The organism is Streptomyces sp. NPDC000983, assembly GCF_040299205.1.
GTDB lineage: Bacteria > Actinomycetota > Actinomycetes > Streptomycetales > Streptomycetaceae > Streptomyces.
This window is the reverse complement of record NZ_JBEPBM010000047.1, coordinates 15,056-31,340: the sequence shown is the minus strand read 5'-3', so window position 1 is coordinate 31,340 and position 16,285 is coordinate 15,056. Positions and strand designations below refer to the sequence as shown.

Here is a 16,285-nt window from a genome sequence, read left to right as displayed (position 1 = left end):
TGCGGCGGGTTTTGCGTCCGGGGCGAAGCAGGAGGCCGCGGTCAGGACCCACTGCGGGTCGACGAGGGTGCCGGTGCAGGCGGCCTGCTCACCGACGGTGATCTTCGCGACGTAGTTCAGGTCCGCGGGCGCGTCGGCTCCGTTGAGCGCGGCGGCCGGGGCGGTCACGGCCGGCACGGCACCCAGGGCGACGGGGACCGAGAGAAGGGCTGCGGTTAATGCGGAGAGACGGCGATGTCTGGACAGGCGCATGAGCGTGGATTCCTAGGTACGAGGGCAGCGCGTCCGGTGGGCACCGGACCGCGGCGCGGTGAGCATGTCGGTGGTGACTGCGCCTACTTGGAGGACCTGATCTCGACGAGCAGGTGATCGCGGCCCTCTTCGTCCGCGGCCTCGCCCACCGGGGTCCAGGAGTTCTTGTTGATGTCGTACGACTTCTCCTCGGCGCCCACGGTCATGTCGACCTCGGTCGTGTAGTCGTTGCCCTTGACGGCGTAGACAGCCGGGATCTCCAGGGTCAGCCAGCCGGAGTCGCCCACCACCTTGAAGCAGATCTTGTCCGCCTTGTCCCGGGCCATGATCTCCAGGAGGCCGGCACCGCTCACACAGTCGGCCAGGGTGATGTGCCCGTCGCCGCGCTTGAGGACGATGTTCTTCTCGGCCAGGATCTTGTCCGCCAGGGGGTAGCTGAAGTCCTCCACCGCGTAGCCGGGGGCCTCGTCCGCGACCAGTGCGGCGGGGTTCGCCCGCTGGGACTCCCCGCCGGGGAGGCCGGCGGTCGCCGTGATCCAGGCCAGGGCGCCGACCGCCGCCGCGCCCAGTGCGCGCAGCGCGATCCGCTTTCGCTGCGGCTTAACGGACATTCTGCTGTATTCCTTCATTGTGTCCCCAAGTTCGTCGCTGACGGGCGGATGTTTCGTCACCGGTCTCGGATTTTCGGGTGCTCGGGAATGCGTTATCGGCAGGGCTCTGCCGGGCGCGTTCCAACTCCCGCGGGAAGAAGTCCGCTTACCTCTCAAGGTGAGAAGCACCGCCCCGGTGATCATCATCCTGTTCATCATGCAAACACGAAGCGAACCCAAGGTCGAGGGGCGGAGAACCGTGCATACCGCGGCATTCTCTGCGCTTCATCCGTGACCTCGATCACAGTTCATTGAGGTTGCACGGAGTTTGTGAAGGAAATGTAAAGAATTTTTTGATGGGTCGTCAGGCGCCTTATTAACAAAGCTTGTTGCGGAACTCCACTCCTTTAAATCAGCTGCTCGGTATGGACAGTTGATATGGTCCGGCACTACAAAGAACTCCGACCGCACGCCACTTCGCGTCCATTGGCGACCCCTCTTGCGGGGCACACCGGAAACCACCCTGCCGGTGCAATCCGGCATGCCCTGACAACAGTTCACACGAGGACAACTCTTTGATGCAGACCATGTTCTGGAGCCGACGCCGCGTGCTCGGCGCACTCGCCGCCTCCGCCGCCGTGGCCTCCACCCCGTTAACGCTCCTTCCCGCGCGCGCCGCCGCGGCAGAAGGCGCGTCACCCGAACCGGTGCCGCTGCCGGACACCGAGCGCGCCAAGGTCGTCAGGGCGTGGCTGACCGGCGGCAGGGGCGTCAAGGCCGCCGCCGCCGACGCCCTCTACGGGTCGGACGCCGACATCCAGACCTTCCTGGCCGAGACGCTGCCCAGACAGACCGTCGAGGACAACCGGGTCGCGATCGTGCGCAGCCTGGACCGCGCGGGCAAGGGGCTGCGCCGGGAGGCCGTCGCCGCCCTGGAGAGCGGCGACGCCGCGATCGCCGCGTTCCTCAAGGACGGCTTCAGACCGGCCATCCTCGAAGACCTCACGGTCGCCACCACCACCGTCTCGTCCACCGGTGGCAGGGCCGTGGTGCGCAGTGCCAACACCGCCCTCGACACCGCCACCGGCTCGGCTCTCACCGCCTTCCTCACCGACAAGCAGTACGACTCGCGCCTGGAGGACACCCGCGTCCAGGTCAGCGCCATGCTGGTCAACGGCGGCCCGGAGGTGCAGAAGTACGCCGGCCGTGCGCTCGAGGGCACCCCGAGCGACGCGGAGTGGTTCATCGAGACCGGCCAGCACATCGCGCGCGCCCGTGACCAGGAGTCCGCGACCATCGAGGAGCTGGTGGCCCTCGTCGAGCGCGAGGGCAAGCGCGCCCAGAAGGAGACCAACCTGGCCGTGGAGGCCTCGGCCCGCGCCGAGACCGCCGCCGGGAAGGCCAAGGAGGCCGCCGAGAAGGCCGCCGCCGAGGCGAGCGCCGCCCAGAACGACGTGAAGAAGTCAGCCGCGGCGGCCCGCAAGGCGGCGTCCGCCGCGAAGGGCGCGGCGGACGCCGCACGCAACGCCATCAACGCCTCCAACGCCGCGGTGAACGCATCCCGCCGCGCCTCCCTGGCGGCCACCGGCGCCGCCCAGGCCGCCTCGAACGCGGGCAGCGCCGCCTCCCGCGCCTACAAGGCCGCGATAGCCGCCTCCAAGGACGCCGGCAAGACACAGGAGGCCAAGGACGCCGCGGTCGCCGCCAAGAACGCGGCGTCCAAGGCCCGTAGCGCCGCCGCGGCCGCCGACAAGGCCGCCATCGCCGGCGACGCGGCCGCGTCCGCCGGTACGGCCGCCGCCTCCGCCGCACGCAACTCGGCCGCCGCCGCCACGGCCGCCGCCCAGGCCGCCGCCTCCGCCGGTGTCGCCCAGGCGGAGGCCGCCGAGGCCAAGCGCCAGGCCGCCATCGCCACCAGCGCCGCCAACCGCGCCAGCAACGCGGCCTCCACCGCCCAGGCCCTGGCCAGCACCGCGGCCAAGGCGGCGCGCACCGCCCGCGACGCCGCCAACTCCGCCGCCACCCACGCCGAAAAGGCTGCAGCGGCCGCCGAGGAGGCAGTGAAGTACGCCGGCCAGGCCATCGACTACGCCAACAAGTCGACCGCACACGCCGACGAGGCCGTCAAGGCCGCCAACGTCGCCACCAAGGCCGTCGCCGACGCCATCGAGGTCGAGAAGAACGCCCGCGCCGCCGAGGCCCAGACCCTGGAGCAGGACAAGCAGAAGGCGATCGAGGAAGCCCAGTTGCTGGCCTCCGCCGAGGCGACCGACCTGTCCGACGTCCGCAACAAGCGGCTTGTGGCGGAGCGCACCACCCAGGAGATCAAGGACCTCACCACCAGGGCCGAACAGGCTCTGTACTCGGGTGACATGGCGCTCGCCGCGACCCTGGGACGCAAGGCCGCGATCGGTCTGATCGAGTCCCGGGGCGCCTGGACCCGGCAGGCCGCCCAGCACGCCCTGGCCGGCTCCGACGACGACGTCTTCGCCTGGATCGACCTCGACCGGGCCATCGCCCAGGGCCAGGACGACCGTGAGACCGCCCTCCATGTGGCGACGATCGCAGCGCCGAAGATCGCCGAGGCCGCTCAACTCGCCCTGGAGAGCTCCAGTTCCAAGGCCATCGGTGACTTCCTCACCATCGGCATACTGAAGGCCTCCGACGAGGAGCTGCGCGTCGCGATCAACAGGATCCTCAACGACGGCGCGGGCAGGGCCGTCACCAACGCCGCGAACAAGGCACTCGACGCGAACACCACCGAATCCCTCAACTACTTCTTCGACCACGACTACCCGCGGGCGCAGGAGGAGGACGACCGGGTCCGCGCCGGCCAACTCATCGCCACCGGCGGCGCGTTCACCAAGGCGTACGCCGAGGTGGCCCTCGAGGGCCCGGCGTGGATGCTGCGCAACTTCATCCTCGTGGTCCAGTTCCGCACCGCCCAGCTCGACCACGACACCGCCACCCACGTCGCCGCGATCCGCGGTGCCATCGCCGCGGCCGCGAAGATCGCCGAGAAGGCGCAGGAGAACGCGGCCCGGGCGACCCAGGCCGCCTTCGAGGCCCGTAACAACGCAGCCAAGGCCCAGGAGTGGGCGGACAAGGCGATCGCCGCGTCCAAGAAGGCCGACAGCTACGCCGACGAGGCGCGCGCGAACGCCGACGCCGCCGACAAGTCGGCCGCCGACGCCCAGGCCTCCGCCAACACGGCGAAGGCGGCCGCCGCGACCGCCCGCGGCGCGGCCCGCTCCGCCAACTACTCCGCGAACAAGGCGATCGACTCGGCCCGCGCCGCCCTCAAGTCCTCCGCCAGCGCACAGGCTTCGGCCAACGCCGCCCGCGCCTCCATGCTCGCCGCGCAGGCGGACGCCAAGGAGGCCGCCGCCGCGTACACCGAAGCCAAGCGGATCACCGCCGAGAAGCACCGGGCCGAACTGGCCGCCAAGGCCGCGGCAGCGAAGGAGAAGGCCCAGGAGGATCGTGCCGCCAACCGCGATCCCGCCGCCAACGACCGGAACAACCAGGTCAACCCCAACGGCACCAGCGACCCCGCGGACGCCGACGAGTGGTGGAACGACGCCCAGTTCTACGCCGACGCGGCCAACGTCGTCAGCGTCGGCGCCGGTCTCCTGGCCGCCGGCTGCACCCTCGCGGGCTTCGTCTTCCCGCCGGCCTTCGCCGCGGCCGGCTTCTTCGCAGGTGTCTCCGCGGGCGCGAGTGCCATCGGCACCGTCTTCACCGGCATCGAACACGGCTTCACGAGCAGCGAGTTCTGGTGGTCCGCGGCGGGCACCGGCCTGAGCCTGGTCACCTACGGCCAGTCCAAGTGGCTGGGCGCCCTCGCGAAGCCCGCCAGCACGGTCGTCAAGCCCGTGGTGGGCAAGGTCGCGGACGTCGTCGAGGACGGGGTCTCCGCCATCACCAGGGAACTCTACGACCTGATCGGCTGACGAGTGCTTCCCTCTCGTCCGGCCCTGACGCGGTAGAGCGCGCAGGCCGCCCATCGCCGCCCCAGGGGGCACCGCCTGTCCGGTGCCCCCCTTCCCTCCTGCCATCAGGACAAAGAGTCAAGGAAGAGAGACCTGACGAACATGCACTTCAGACGTCCTCGAGGCGCATCCCGAATACGGGCGCGGTCGACCGTACTGGCCGTCCTTGCCGCGCTGACGCTCGGACTCACCGCGGCGGCTCCGGCAACCGCACAGCAGAGCGCGAACGACAAGCCGCGGCAGGCGGGGAAGGCGGACCTGACGAACCAGGCCGACACTCCGGCCGCTGCCACCGCGGTCAGCGCCTTCCCCAAGCAGTCCGAGGAACAGTGCGAGGCCACGAAGAAGGGCTCGAAGGAGCGCCGGGCGGGCGCCGTCGAGGCGTGTGTGAGCACCAGCCCCGCCCTGAGCGCACGCACCACGGCGCAGCCGCAGAGCCGCGCCGCCGCTGACTCCGGCAGCTGCTCCATCACCGCACCCGGCAACTACTCCTACGAGCGCTTCAGCTACTGCGTGACGGGGGTGAACGTCCTCTACATCCTGCGCGACGGCAACGGCGGGGAACTCGGGCGCGGCACCCTGGCGATCACCACCAGTGCGACCCTGCCCGCGAGCGGGACGACGTGGAGCGAGCACGTCACCGTGACGATGACCTCCGCGCAGAACGCGGTCACCGCCCTCGACGCCAAGTTCCGCGCCTCCTGCGCAACCGGCTGCAGGGCGACGACGACCGCGCCCTGGTACGAAAGCGGCCTGGTCCTCGGCAAGACCCTCTCCGGCGACGTCAAGTTCTCCTCGTCCCCCGCGGCGGGCGGCGTTGCGGAGTTCCTCACCTCGTACAAGCTGTACGTGACCTCCCCGGGCGCCACGCCCATCGACCCCAACGCCTCGTGGGACAACCCGCGCAAGATCCGCTGTGACAACGCGGTGGGGGGCACCTCGTCGGCGGGCTGCGTCATCCCGTCGATCATGCCCGTCGTACCGATGAGCGCGGGGGCCTCCGACGCCGGCGGTGCCGTGGCCGCCTACGCGTGGGCGCAGAACAACCTCAACGGCGCCTGGGGCAAGACGGGCAGCCCCCTGACCCGGTCGACGAGCGGCGTGGCCAACCGCACGGCCAGCACCTGCGCCGGCTTCGTGGCCGATCCGGAGATCGTCGAGAACGACTCCTGCGGAGACTTCCCCTTCGGCGAGGCGAAGGAAGGCGGTGCCGCAGGCGCGCAGTGCGTCAACGTGATCCCCAACCTCGGCAATGGGGAATGGGACACCTACGTCCTGAACGACGCCCACGAACTGGACCCGGCCTCACCCTGCGTGCAGGCCCATGTCACCCCCGCCGAGCAGCAGTTCGCCGCCACTCAGCTCGCCGACGGCTTCGCGGATCAGCGGGTGATCGACGGGGACCGGTTCGAGCTGACGTTCTCCTTGCCGGACACCGGTCCGCACGCCCCCTGCCTGAGCGGCTCCGGACCGATCAACTCGATTCCCAGCGGCGACGGCTGGTTCAAGAACTACACCGAAGCGGTCCCTCTCATCAACCAGAGCGTCCCGGCGGAGGGGGCCGGACAGCGGCCGGCGCAGGCGCAGGCATGCGTGACGACGAACCGCGGCAAGGGCAGCGGAACCAGCGACTACATCACCGGCTGGAAGGACGCGGAGAAGTTCAAGAAGGACAACGGCCTCTCCTACGGCCTGTCCCGGTGCCATCTCATCCCGAAGGTCCTCGGCGGAATGGGTACGACCGCACTCACCCGCAACAACCTCGTCCCCTGCTGGCAGAGCGGGATGAACACGGGCACGCCCAGCATGCGGACGTACGAGAAGATAGCGGAAGACCTGGTCAAGGGCCTCGACACCACTCGGTCCCTCGGAGCGGGCGACGCGGTCTTCTACCAGGTGGCACCCGTCTACAACAACGCGAACAGCACCATCCCGGTGGGCGTCACCATGAAGGCCGACATCCAACGGGCGAACGGGACGACCGAGACCCTGTTCCCCAACGTCTACGTCACCAACACCTACACGGACACTGGACTGCACAACCTCGGTAACTGATCCCTCAGTTCACGCCAACGGGAGCCGGCATGAGTTTCACCACCCCACCGCGGCCGTTCGACATCACCGCGATCTTCCCTCAACTGGCCCCGCTGGCGCGCACGGCGACCCGGCTGCACCCGCGCCCCGGGTCGCCGACCGTGCACGACAGCTCCGTCGGCGGACCGCTCCTGTGGCCCGCCGACGAGCCGTGGCCCTACTGCGACGAGTCGCACGACAGCCGCGTGGCGCCGGTGGTCCACTCCCCGGACGACATCCGGCTTCTGCGCCGCGACCGCGTCGCAGCGGCCGAGCGGCTGCGCCTCGACCCCGAGGCCCCTCGGTGGACCCCCGAGGAGCGGGCGACCGTGGAACGGCTCGCCAACCGCCCGTGGTACGACGGACCGATCCCCCTCCTCCCGGTCGCCCAGCTCTACGCCCGCGACATCCCCTTCCCGCGCCCGGCCGACGCGGACCTCCTCCAGGTCCTGTGGTGCCCCTTCGACCACGGGGAACAGGCCCACCCCCGGACAGCCCTCTTCTGGCGCTCCTCCGCCACCGTCACCGACGTCCTCGCCGCACCGCCCGAGCCGCCCGTCATCCAGCTGGACTGCTACCTCCCCGAGCCGTGCCTGCTCTCACCGGAGCAGGTCACCGAGTACCCCAACCCCAGGGAGCTGGGCAAGGAACTCCGGGACCAGCTGGACGACATGAGCCGCTGGGAGACGATCGACCCCGCCCAGTACGACACGTACGCGGGCGACCCGGGCGAGCTGTACCTGAACAACCTCTGCCACGCCCCCGGCTGGAAGACCGGCGGCTGGGCCCGCTGGGACCCCACCGACCCCGTCGACCGCCCCTGCCCCGAGTGCGGCACCGAGGAGGTCCCGCTCCTGACCATCGCCTCCTCGGAATGGGACGCCGGCAACGAGAGCTGGATCCCCGAGGAGGAGCGGACGAACCCGACGCCGCTACCCCTGGGCACCCAGGACGGCGACTTCACCGAGATCGGCATCGCCGACGGGAACAACCTGCAACTCCACGTCTGCCCCGTGTCCCCGGACCATCCACACATCGAACTGATCCAGTGAGCAGGCCCGACGCCCGATCTCGGAGATCAGCTGGTGGCCGTTCTCATATGTATCTGCAACAACTTTCAAACTCTGAAAGAGTAGTTGAACTGCTCTTTTGTGTTCGTTGGAAGATCTTGGCTGAAAATGTTTGCAGAAACTTGCACGCCTCTTCTGTGTGACCTGAGAATCCGGGCCATGGCAAACCACATGACGCGCATCTCGTGTCCCGCCGCCCTCGCCACCATGGCCGCGGCGGGTCTCCTGATGGCCCTCAGCACCACCCCGCCCGCCGTGGCGGTCACCGGATCGCCGGCACCGGAGTGTGTGGAGTACTTCCAGAGCTGGCGCTACACCGACGTGCACAACCGTTGTGGCGACACGGTCTCCGTCACGGTCGAGTACACCAACGGTCAGTGGGTGCCCTGCCGCGTCATCGACGCCGACGGCTGGGCGACCTTCCCCGGCTACGGGACGGACGGCAACTACGTCACGGCGCTGCGGACGTGCGACCCCGCCCTCGTCACCGCCTCCGGCGCCTGAGCCTCGCGGACTGCGGACTGCGGACCAACGCTCGCCCAAGTCGACAGTCGCACCGCCAACGGCGCCTGTCCGGGCGGGCGTTGGCTGCTATGTGCCCGGCCCTCGTGAGGGTGATGGAGTCGCCGCTGTGTGTCAGGGCAGGAGTTGGCGGATCAGTGAGTCGGCGGCCCAGTCCTGCCAGCGGTCAGGTGTCCAACCTCGGTGGGTGACGAGCAGGTTGTAGCTCTCCGGGCCGAGGACGACCAGCGCGACGTCGGCTGCCGACTCGCTGTCGTGCCCGTGCCGCAGAGAGCCCTTGGCGGCGAGTGCCTGGGTGAAGCGGAGCTGGACGGTGTGGCGTTGTCCGGTGTGGGTGCGCCACAGCTCGGCGATCTCCGGGTCGGCGGTCGCGGCGCGTACGACCTCCAGGATCGGCGCGGAGCGTTCCAGGATGCGGCGGGCGCCGGCCGCCTGGAGGGCGAGTTGGGCGGCGGGTACGGGTTCGTCGAGGACTTCGCGGGCCCAGGGGCGCTCGAGGGTGGAGAGCGGGTCGAGGTCGCCGGCGACGCTCGTGTCCAGCAGTTCCTTCAGCAGCTTCCGTTTGGTGCCGAAGGTGAAGTACACGGTCTGCACGCCGACTTCGGCGGTGCGGGCGATGTCCTCGACGGTCGTCGCGGTCCAGCCCTTCTCCGTGAACAGCCGGGCGGAGGCGTCGAGCATCCGCTGCCGGGTGCGGCGGGCCTTCTCGGCGCGGGTCAGGGCTGCGGTCACCGGCGTTCCTTTCGCGGGGAGATCCACCCTCAACATTGACTGTAGTGACACTACAGTGTATTTCACTGGAGTATGACTACAGTGAAATCTGGGCGCGTCCTGGTCGTCGGCGGCTACGGAGCTGTGGGCGCGACGGTGGCAGCGGCGCTCGGGGAGTGGTTTCCGCACCGAGTGCTGGTGGGCGGCCGCGACGGTGCCAGGGCGCAGCGGCTCGGCGGCGTGCGGGTCGACGTCACCGACCCGGACGGCTTCCGTAGGAAACTGACGGAGCTGGGCGACGTGGCGGTGGTCGTCATGTGCGTGGAACCACCGGACGCCGCTGTCGCGCGCGTCTGCTTCGAGCACGGCGTGGACCTGGTCGACGTGGGGGCGACCCCGGCACTCCTCGACGCGGTGGCGGCCTTGCACGGGGTTGCGGTCGGCACCGGTTCCACGGGGGTGCTCAGTGTCGGGGTGGCCCCGGGGCTGACGAACCTTCTGGCCCGCCGGGCCCATGAGGAGGTGGGCGGTGCCGAACGCATCGACCTCACCGTGCTGCTCGGTGCCGGCGAAGCCCACGGCGCGGACGCCGTCCGCTGGACGGTCGAGAATCTGCCGCGGGCCACCTCCGCCGCCCCGCTGCGGGTGCCTCTGCCCGGCTACGGCACGCGGACCGCGCACCCGTTCCCCTTCTCCGACCAGCACACCCTCGCCCGCACGCTCGACGTGCGGCAGGTGACAACCCGGCTCTGCCTGGATTCGGCGCCGCTGACCGCGACGCTCTTCGCGCTGCGGCGGGCCGCGCGAAGCCCTGTCGTACGGCGGGCCCTGACCGCCTCCTTCCGCCGCATCCATCTCGGAGACGACGGCTTCGCCCTGCGCGCCGACGCCCACCGCGGACAGCGCCGTGCGTCGTACGCGCTGACCGGGAGGGCCCAGAGCCGGGTCACCGCTCTGGTCGCCGCACGCGTCACCCGCGAACTGCTCACCGACTCCCTGCCGGCAGGTGTCCACCACGTCGAGCAACTCCCCGCCTTCGACCGGCTGCCGGAACAACTCGCCGAACACGGCGTCGTTCTGCACCACTTCACCGGTGACGCGCAGCAGTGACCTGACCCGCCGCAGCTGCCTGGTGCGGTACGCATCGCTGGGCACGGCGCAGCGCGAAGGGCCACGGGCTGCCGGCCTGGGTTCCCCGTTCGGTGTGGGCCCGGGACGGCGGCGCGTCCCGGCGCTACGGCGTCGACACGCGCGACATCCTCGTCGAAGTGGGCCGACGCGGGCTGGTGGGCGGCCAGGAAGACATGATCACGGACATCGCGCTCGCCCTGTCAGCGGTCGGTACACCCGCGTGAACGCGCACGGCACGGTGCCCGGCACCGCGCCGTGCCGTTCTCTTCCGGCGGAGACTGTTCAGGACTCGTCGTCGGTCAGCCCGAAGTTCTCCGGGAACTCCTCGAGGAACGCGCGACGAGCAGGGTCGGGCTCAGCGGCTGCCATCGCTTCGACGAGCTGGATCAGTTCCCGGCGCTGGTCGTGAGGCAGCGTACTGATCACATGGGCGACGCCCTCCGTCACCTTGACCGCGTCGTCCTGGTCCATCTGGTCGTCCTCGGTGCCGTCGATGAACCACAGGACATCGGCCAGAGCCTCGGCCAAGGCATGAGTCAGGGACGAGTACGAGGACGCCACGATGGTCTCCCAGCGGTCAACGGCAGTGTCCGGCCATCCCACCACACAGCAGGGACATCACCCGCGCCTGCCCCGTGGGCGGGCCCGGCGACGGTCACGGAGGAGCTGCCGGCGCAGCGTCGGCGCCCTCCGTCCGCCTGCGGCCGCGAGGTGGCGGCGGGGGTTTGACGGTCAGCCGGCCCCGGTCCGCCTGGGTGAGGTGCGCGACGGTGGTCCGGCCTCTGCGGATCTCGACCGCGGTCGGCGTGGATCGGGACGACAGCTGTTGGTCGGCGAGGATCAACGCGTCCCGCAACTGGGCCGCATGATCGAGGTGTACCAAGGCCTGCTGGTGATCGACGGTTCGGACCTCGTAGATGTCCGGCTCGCACGGATCGTCGAGGACCTGGACGTCCAAGCGCGAGATGGCGAGCACCAGGCGTTGCTCGTGGAGTACCTCGACGTGGTCGGCGATGCCCTTGCGGATCCACCAGCTCGCCACGCCGGCGGCCTGGCCCAGAAGGTTCACTCCTGTCACGTACAGCAGGCTCGCGGTTTCCGCCGACCGTGTGACATCGCGGCGGAACCGGTACATCGGCTCTTCGGGATCTATGCGCCCTCCTTGTGTTGCCCTCATTGTGCGCGTTCCCGGGCACCGATGTCCGCCCTCGTGCTCTCGTGCTCATACGGGGAGTCGTCCCGACCCGTCGTAGGGGCATGACGAGGGTTCCGACGGGCGGCACGAGGGCTGTCCTGCGGGAGCCGTGAGCTTTTCGACGGAGGAGAAGACATGCGCAGTGTCCGGCGGATCTTCAGCGTGGGAGCGGCCGCGTTCATGCTCGGGGCGGGGCTTTTGGCGGGCTCTTCGGGTGTGGCTCAGGCAGCGGCGTCCGACTGCACAGGGGGCGCCAACGGCTTCACCGACATCCCCGACAGTCTCAGCGGTCAGGGTGTGGCCGGTGCGGGTGCGCTGGTGATCAGCAGTCCCCACGCGGTCGCCTCGTGGGCGATGCAGGCCGGCAACGTCGGTGGCAGGCAGGCGGGGTGGGGTGTGCTGAGCACCGGAGGAGCCGGCAATTGGGGCCCCGGTGCCGGGGCCCTCGTCTGGATGAACGTCACCAACGACAACCACCGGTCGACGATCGTGTGCGGCCCGTTCGAGGTGAAGTCGGCCGGTACCAGGATCACGACCCCGGCCTATCCGACCAGCAGCTCGTCGAGCCGGGCATTCCAGGTGTGCGCGGTCCTGTACGGCCCCGGGGAAAGCACCGACACCTGCAGCCCTTGGTGGTAGGCCGTCGCAGGGGGTAACACGCGTCTGTCGGTGCGACGCCTCACCCGTGCCCGGCGGCAGCGGCGGTCCGCATGCTTCTCGGTCGGCGGGCCCGGCTGGTCAAACAGGAACCTGACCGGGTGAGAGTGCGGAAGAGGACGGGGCCTCGCGGCAGTTCGGAGGTGCGAACCGGACCGAGCAGTACGAGGGGCCCTGTTGGCGCTGTGACGCGCGGACGCACGCTGGTTTCCCTGATACGGACACGCGCCGTGTCGCCTCATTTGCCGTTCCGCAGGTCAGCAGTCCTCGGGGTCGAGGGGAACTGGTGCGTTCGGTGCCGGGGTGGTGGGTGTTGTCGGCTGGTGGGGCTGCTGTTATGTTCCGCTGGCCGTCGATGTGGCGGGTGAGTGACCAGGGAGAACATCGGCTGATGTCCACCACGGAACCTTCGTCCACGGCTGCCGCCTATGCCGAGGCGGTGGTGAACGGTGCGATCGCTCCTCTTCGCTGGAGTGATCTGGAGTCGAGCGCGTTCGGCCGGGTGCCCGAGGTGTACGAGGCGGCTGTGGCGTCGGGTGCCGACCTTGCCCGCACCAGGACCGGGCGGGACCACGCGCGGGACGCCGCGTGGCTTGCGGCCCTCTTCGCGCCTCTGGCTCTGCCGGTGCTGACCATCTTCGCGGTGGAGGACGCTGACGACGCCGCCGGCCTGTACGGGGTCATCGTGCTGGTCTCGGCCGCGCACCTGCTGCTGCGCGTGCGGGAGTGGCAGCGCTTTCGGAGTGGTGGGGCGGGGGGCACGGCGCGGGAGATGCTCCTTGCCGGCTTCGAGGCCGGCTTCGCCGTGATCTCGGCCGGCCTGCTCGCGGCCGCGGCCTGGACCGAACAGTCCTGGTGGCTTTGGACGCTGTGCGCGGTCCAGGTCGCCGTGGCCGCCTCCTGCGTGGTGAGCGTGCGCACGGCCCGCAGAGCGGCCGGTCGCGGTGTCCCGACCATGGCGCGGCCGCCCTTCGAGGAGTTCACCGCCCGTGTGGCCGGTCTCGACGAAGGCGACCGCGCGGCGATCAGGGCCGACCTCGGCATCGCCCTGGACCGGCTGGAGGACGCCGGCCTTGTCAGCCCGCTCGAACTCACCGAGGCGCGCCGGGCAGCCTGGCACGACGGATGTGGGTCCTGGGACGCTCCGCTGCCCGCCAGGCGCGGTGAGTACGGGACTTCGGCCCGCGAAACCGAGGTGGACCAGCGGGTCCAGTTGACCGCTCGTGCGGAAGCTGGATAGGAATTGTGCCGACGGGGTAGTGCGGATGTTGGATGATCTACAGACTGACCGGGACAACACCCGGCTTTTTTCGAAGGACATATACATGGCCAGCGGTACCGTGAAGTGGTTCAACGCCGAGAAGGGCTTCGGCTTCATCGAGCAGGACGGTGGGGGACCGGACGTCTTCGCGCACTACTCCAACATCTCCGGCAACGGATTCCGTGAGCTCCTGGAGGGCGAGAAGGTCACCTTCGACGTCACGCAGGGCCAGAAGGGCCCCCAGGCCGAGAACATCGTCCGCGGCGGCTGACCCCGGTTCAGATCCTGTCTCGGCTCATGACTGACGGGCCCGGCGTACAGCCGGGCCCGTCGGCGTGTCGGAACCCCTGCGTACCGCCCGCGCGCAGGCGGTGCGCAGGGGTTTCAGGATGTGATGTCGCCCCGGCCGAGCCCCATCTTGTGGGGGCGCCCCTCCAGCAGGAGCAGGGCGAGTGCGGCGACCGGGTCGAGTGCGGCGGCGCTGCGCGTGTCGAAGACGCGTGCGCTGCCGTTGCGTCCGAACCGCTCGCGGACGCGCAGGACCGCGCGACCGTCGACGGTCACCGTGAAGAGGAGTTTGGGCCAGAGCCATTGGCGGTGGATGCGGTACTCCTGGGACCACAGCAGCACGGTGTTGCCCTGACGCACGCCCACCTGCTGCGTCTGCGACCGGTCGATGTACAGCAGGGTCGGCTTGGTGCTGAAGTCGACCTGCAGCCGGGGATCGCCGTCGGCCGCCGGATCCGAGCCGCGCCGGATCGCCTGGCGCTGGTAGCCGGCCTGCATCGAGACCACGGACGCCGATTCGCCGGTGATGCGCAGGACCGTGCTCAGTCTGTTCATCTCGGCCTGGCCCGGCCGCAGTTCATCTGTCATGACATCAGTGCCGTGCTTTCGCCGATGGATGGGGACCGCGCTCGGGTGCGGACGATACGGGAGACGCCGCCGTCACTTCGGGGCGGGCCGGACCGGCAGGACTCGGTCGGGCAGATCGGCGGCCCGGGCCTCGGTGGTCGCGTACACCCGCAGGGTCTGACTGGCCAGGACCACCTGTGGGTCGGTCCATGTCTCGCGGGGTGTAGGGGTAAGCGTCCAGGTGGAGCCGTGGGCGGCATCATGGATCAGTACGGAGACGATGGTGGTGACCAGAACGCCCGGCCCGTACGACTGCCCGGGATGACTGTCCGGACCCTCCGCCTGCACCACCAGGAACCTGCCGCCGAGCCAGTGCCCGAAGGAGTCCAAGCCGGCCCCGGCGCCGACCTCGAATCCGTCCACCCACAGCCGTACGGCTGAAGCCGTCGTACCGCGCCAGAACACCGCGCGATGCCGGTCCTCGCCGCCGCTGAACCGCACATGAACCTCGAAGTCGGCCCAGAAGCCGTGGAATCCGCCGCAGGCACCCGGGACCGGCCCTTCACGCTCACCGCGCACGACCCCCTCCGGGGCCGACGGCACGGCAGGATCCAGACGGCAGACCGACGCCTCACGGCAGACACGGTCGGTACGCCGTGTGCACCCGAACCCCGCCGCCGCGCAGTCGCGTGCGGACGCGGCGGACAGCAGGGCGGCCAGACGCTCCCCGTAGGCGTCCCGGCCGACCCGGCGTATGTGCTCCCGCGCCTGCTGCCACCAGACGACGAGCTCGGTTCCCGTCGGCGACCGCAGCAGCCACTCGTCCCACGCCTCGTCCCGCACCGTCGGTCACTCCTTGAGGGCTTCATGCGGGCCGACCGCGCCCGGGATCCGCTTCCGGCGCCGCCCCTTGGTCGCGTCGATCGCCGGAGAAGGCCAGCGTTTCAGACGGACGGTGGAGCGGCGAACCGGTTTCGGTTGACACCGGCCCCTTACCGCGGGCGGAGCCGGGTCGGGTCACTTGCCGTCAGGCGGACGAGGATCTTCCGTGCGTGAGATCCAGGTGGTGAGCAGCCCTTGAAGTGCCGTGGCCTCGGCGGGAGTCAGCATGCTCACCAGGCGATGTTCGTTGTGGATGTGGTCGGTGAACGCCTGGTCGATCAGTTCGCGGCCGGGCTGGGTGAGGGCCACGATCCGGCCGCGCTGGTCGTCGTCGGCGCGGCGGCGGGTGACGAGTCCGGCCCGCTCCAGGCGGTCGATCCGTTTTGTCATCGCGCCGGTGGTGACCATGGTGTGCGCGGCGAGTTCGCCCGGCGCACGCTCGTAGGGCTCGCCTGTGCGGCGCAGTGCGCACAGGACGTCGAACTCTCCCTCGCTGAGTCCGTAGCGCTCGTAGACGAGGCGGAGTTCCTCGGAGAGACGGTCGGCCAGGCGGTGCAGACGGCCGATCACGCCCTGTGGGGATACGTCGAGGTCGGGCCGTTCGCGGTGCCAGTCGGCCTGGATGCGGGCCACGCGGTCCAACGGGTGCTGGGCGGTCATGGACACCACTATAGCTTCCATGGAAGCTATAGTGTCTTCCGTGGAAGCCAATATGCGGTGGGTGGCCCTGACGGCTGTCGCTCCGGTCGCCTGGGGCGCCAATTACTACGTCACCCATCAGTTCCTGCCGCCCGACACCCCCCTCTACGGCGCCGCCGTACGGGCGCTGCCCGCCGGTCTCGTCCTGCTGGGGCTGTGCAGGCAGCGGCCGCGCGGTGCGTGGTGGTGGCGGTCCGCGGTGCTCGGTCTGCTCAACGTGAGCACGTTCTTCGTGCTCATCTACGCTGCGTCCCAGCTGCTGCCGACGAGCATCGCCTCGACCGTCATGGCGGTGTCCCCGCTGGCGATGATGCTCATCGGGTCTCCTTCGTGGATACCCCGGCCTTCGGGCCGGGGAGGAAGCGAAGCTCCTGCGGAGCAGGGCAGGGAGGGCT

16 protein-coding genes and 2 pseudogenes are annotated in these 16,285 nt (G+C 70.0%); 10 read left to right on the top strand and 8 right to left on the bottom strand.

Annotated elements, in window-relative coordinates; translation table 11 throughout:
• On the bottom strand, positions 1-252 hold a 252-nt coding region (locus ABT296_RS33550; RefSeq protein WP_351933048.1), incomplete at its 3' end, for a trypsin-like serine protease.
• A gap of 83 nt (positions 253-335) precedes the next feature.
• On the bottom strand, positions 336-863 hold the full coding sequence (locus ABT296_RS33545; protein WP_351933046.1) for a hypothetical protein: 528 nt from the start codon (positions 861-863) through the stop codon (positions 336-338).
• Between the two features lie 557 nt (positions 864-1,420).
• On the opposite strand from ABT296_RS33545, the gene ABT296_RS33540 reads away from it, so the two are divergent.
• The 4 genes from ABT296_RS33540 to ABT296_RS33525 all read left to right on the top strand — a co-directional run bounded on the left by ABT296_RS33540 (position 1,421) and on the right by ABT296_RS33525 (position 8,481).
• Positions 1,421-4,795, top strand: a complete 3,375-nt coding sequence (locus ABT296_RS33540; protein ID WP_351933044.1) for an ALF repeat-containing protein — start codon at positions 1,421-1,423, stop codon at positions 4,793-4,795.
• A 141-nt stretch (positions 4,796-4,936) separates the two neighbouring features.
• Complete coding sequence (locus ABT296_RS33535) at positions 4,937-6,889, top strand: DNA/RNA non-specific endonuclease (RefSeq protein WP_351933042.1); 1,953 nt, start codon at positions 4,937-4,939, stop codon at positions 6,887-6,889.
• A 29-nt stretch (positions 6,890-6,918) separates the two neighbouring features.
• Positions 6,919-7,959: a hypothetical protein gene (locus ABT296_RS33530; RefSeq protein WP_351933040.1), complete on the top strand. Its 1,041-nt coding sequence runs from the start codon at positions 6,919-6,921 to the stop codon at positions 7,957-7,959.
• A gap of 177 nt (positions 7,960-8,136) precedes the next feature.
• Positions 8,137-8,481, top strand: a complete 345-nt coding sequence (locus ABT296_RS33525) for an alpha-amylase inhibitor (protein WP_351933038.1) — start codon at positions 8,137-8,139, stop codon at positions 8,479-8,481.
• A gap of 132 nt (positions 8,482-8,613) precedes the next feature.
• Here ABT296_RS33525 and ABT296_RS33520 read toward each other — a convergent pair whose 3' ends face one another.
• A complete protein-coding gene (locus ABT296_RS33520; RefSeq protein WP_351933036.1) occupies positions 8,614-9,231 on the bottom strand; it encodes a TetR/AcrR family transcriptional regulator in 618 nt (205 codons plus the stop codon).
• An 81-nt stretch (positions 9,232-9,312) separates the two neighbouring features.
• Between ABT296_RS33520 and ABT296_RS33515 the strand changes: the two genes are divergently transcribed.
• Positions 9,313-10,320 carry a saccharopine dehydrogenase family protein gene (locus ABT296_RS33515; RefSeq protein ID WP_351933034.1) on the top strand — a complete coding sequence of 336 codons (1,008 nt, stop codon included), beginning with the start codon at positions 9,313-9,315 and terminating at the stop codon, positions 10,318-10,320.
• Positions 10,321-10,433: 113 nt separating this feature from the next.
• Positions 10,434-10,565: pseudogene (locus ABT296_RS33510) on the top strand (4-hydroxy-2-oxovalerate aldolase family protein); the annotation flags it as partial.
• 58 nt (positions 10,566-10,623) lie between these two features.
• On the opposite strand, the gene ABT296_RS33505 reads toward ABT296_RS33510, so the two are convergent.
• The gene (locus ABT296_RS33505; RefSeq protein ID WP_351933032.1) at positions 10,624-10,869 is read right to left on the bottom strand and encodes a hypothetical protein; all 246 of its coding nucleotides are present in this window, start codon (positions 10,867-10,869) and stop codon (positions 10,624-10,626) included.
• Between the two features lie 127 nt (positions 10,870-10,996).
• A complete protein-coding gene (locus ABT296_RS33500) occupies positions 10,997-11,476 on the bottom strand; it encodes a hypothetical protein (RefSeq protein ID WP_351933030.1) in 480 nt (159 codons plus the stop codon).
• Between the two features lie 195 nt (positions 11,477-11,671).
• Between ABT296_RS33500 and ABT296_RS33495 the strand changes: the two genes are divergently transcribed.
• The 3 genes from ABT296_RS33495 to ABT296_RS33485 all read left to right on the top strand — a co-directional run bounded on the left by ABT296_RS33495 (position 11,672) and on the right by ABT296_RS33485 (position 13,725).
• Positions 11,672-12,175 carry a hypothetical protein gene (locus ABT296_RS33495; RefSeq protein WP_351933028.1) on the top strand — a complete coding sequence of 168 codons (504 nt, stop codon included), beginning with the start codon at positions 11,672-11,674 and terminating at the stop codon, positions 12,173-12,175.
• A 409-nt stretch (positions 12,176-12,584) separates the two neighbouring features.
• The gene (locus ABT296_RS33490) at positions 12,585-13,433 is read left to right on the top strand and encodes a hypothetical protein (protein WP_351933026.1); all 849 of its coding nucleotides are present in this window, start codon (positions 12,585-12,587) and stop codon (positions 13,431-13,433) included.
• 85 nt (positions 13,434-13,518) lie between these two features.
• Positions 13,519-13,725 carry a cold-shock protein gene (locus ABT296_RS33485; protein ID WP_351933024.1) on the top strand — a complete coding sequence of 69 codons (207 nt, stop codon included), beginning with the start codon at positions 13,519-13,521 and terminating at the stop codon, positions 13,723-13,725.
• A 113-nt stretch (positions 13,726-13,838) separates the two neighbouring features.
• On the opposite strand, the gene ABT296_RS33480 is transcribed toward ABT296_RS33485, so the two are convergent.
• The 3 genes from ABT296_RS33480 to ABT296_RS33470 form a co-directional block, all read right to left on the bottom strand.
• Positions 13,839-14,330 (bottom strand): hypothetical protein, encoded by a 492-nt coding sequence (locus ABT296_RS33480; protein WP_351933022.1) that lies wholly within the window; start codon positions 14,328-14,330, stop codon positions 13,839-13,841.
• A 72-nt stretch (positions 14,331-14,402) separates the two neighbouring features.
• Positions 14,403-15,152, bottom strand: a complete 750-nt coding sequence (locus ABT296_RS33475) for a hypothetical protein (RefSeq protein WP_351933020.1) — start codon at positions 15,150-15,152, stop codon at positions 14,403-14,405.
• A 174-nt stretch (positions 15,153-15,326) separates the two neighbouring features.
• Entirely contained in the window at positions 15,327-15,851 is a 525-nt protein-coding gene (locus tag ABT296_RS33470) for a MarR family winged helix-turn-helix transcriptional regulator (protein WP_351933018.1), read from the bottom strand.
• Between ABT296_RS33470 and ABT296_RS33465 the strand changes: the two are divergent.
• Positions 15,814-16,152 (top strand): annotated as a pseudogene (locus tag ABT296_RS33465) (EamA family transporter); the annotation flags it as partial. The gene ABT296_RS33470 and the pseudogene ABT296_RS33465 overlap by 38 nt on opposite strands.
• Positions 16,153-16,285: the final 133 nt, after the last annotated feature.

Excerpts from the sequence above, each read along its gene's own strand:
- ABT296_RS33545 (WP_351933046.1), bottom strand. The coding sequence starts at position 863 with ATGTCCGTTAAGCCGCAGCGAAAGCGGATCGCGCTGCGCGCACTGGGC.
- ABT296_RS33540 (WP_351933044.1), top strand. The coding sequence starts at position 1,421 with ATGCAGACCATGTTCTGGAGCCGACGCCGCGTGCTCGGCGCACTCGCC.
- ABT296_RS33535 (WP_351933042.1), top strand. The coding sequence starts at position 4,937 with ATGCACTTCAGACGTCCTCGAGGCGCATCCCGAATACGGGCGCGGTCG.
- ABT296_RS33530 (WP_351933040.1), top strand. The coding sequence starts at position 6,919 with ATGAGTTTCACCACCCCACCGCGGCCGTTCGACATCACCGCGATCTTC.
- ABT296_RS33525 (WP_351933038.1), top strand. The coding sequence starts at position 8,137 with ATGGCAAACCACATGACGCGCATCTCGTGTCCCGCCGCCCTCGCCACC.
- ABT296_RS33500 (WP_351933030.1), bottom strand. The coding sequence starts at position 11,476 with ATGTACCGGTTCCGCCGCGATGTCACACGGTCGGCGGAAACCGCGAGC.
- ABT296_RS33495 (WP_351933028.1), top strand. The coding sequence starts at position 11,672 with ATGCGCAGTGTCCGGCGGATCTTCAGCGTGGGAGCGGCCGCGTTCATG.
- ABT296_RS33490 (WP_351933026.1), top strand. The coding sequence starts at position 12,585 with ATGTCCACCACGGAACCTTCGTCCACGGCTGCCGCCTATGCCGAGGCG.
- ABT296_RS33485 (WP_351933024.1), top strand. The coding sequence starts at position 13,519 with ATGGCCAGCGGTACCGTGAAGTGGTTCAACGCCGAGAAGGGCTTCGGC.
- ABT296_RS33480 (WP_351933022.1), bottom strand. The coding sequence starts at position 14,330 with ATGACAGATGAACTGCGGCCGGGCCAGGCCGAGATGAACAGACTGAGC.
- ABT296_RS33470 (WP_351933018.1), bottom strand. The coding sequence starts at position 15,851 with ATGACCGCCCAGCACCCGTTGGACCGCGTGGCCCGCATCCAGGCCGAC.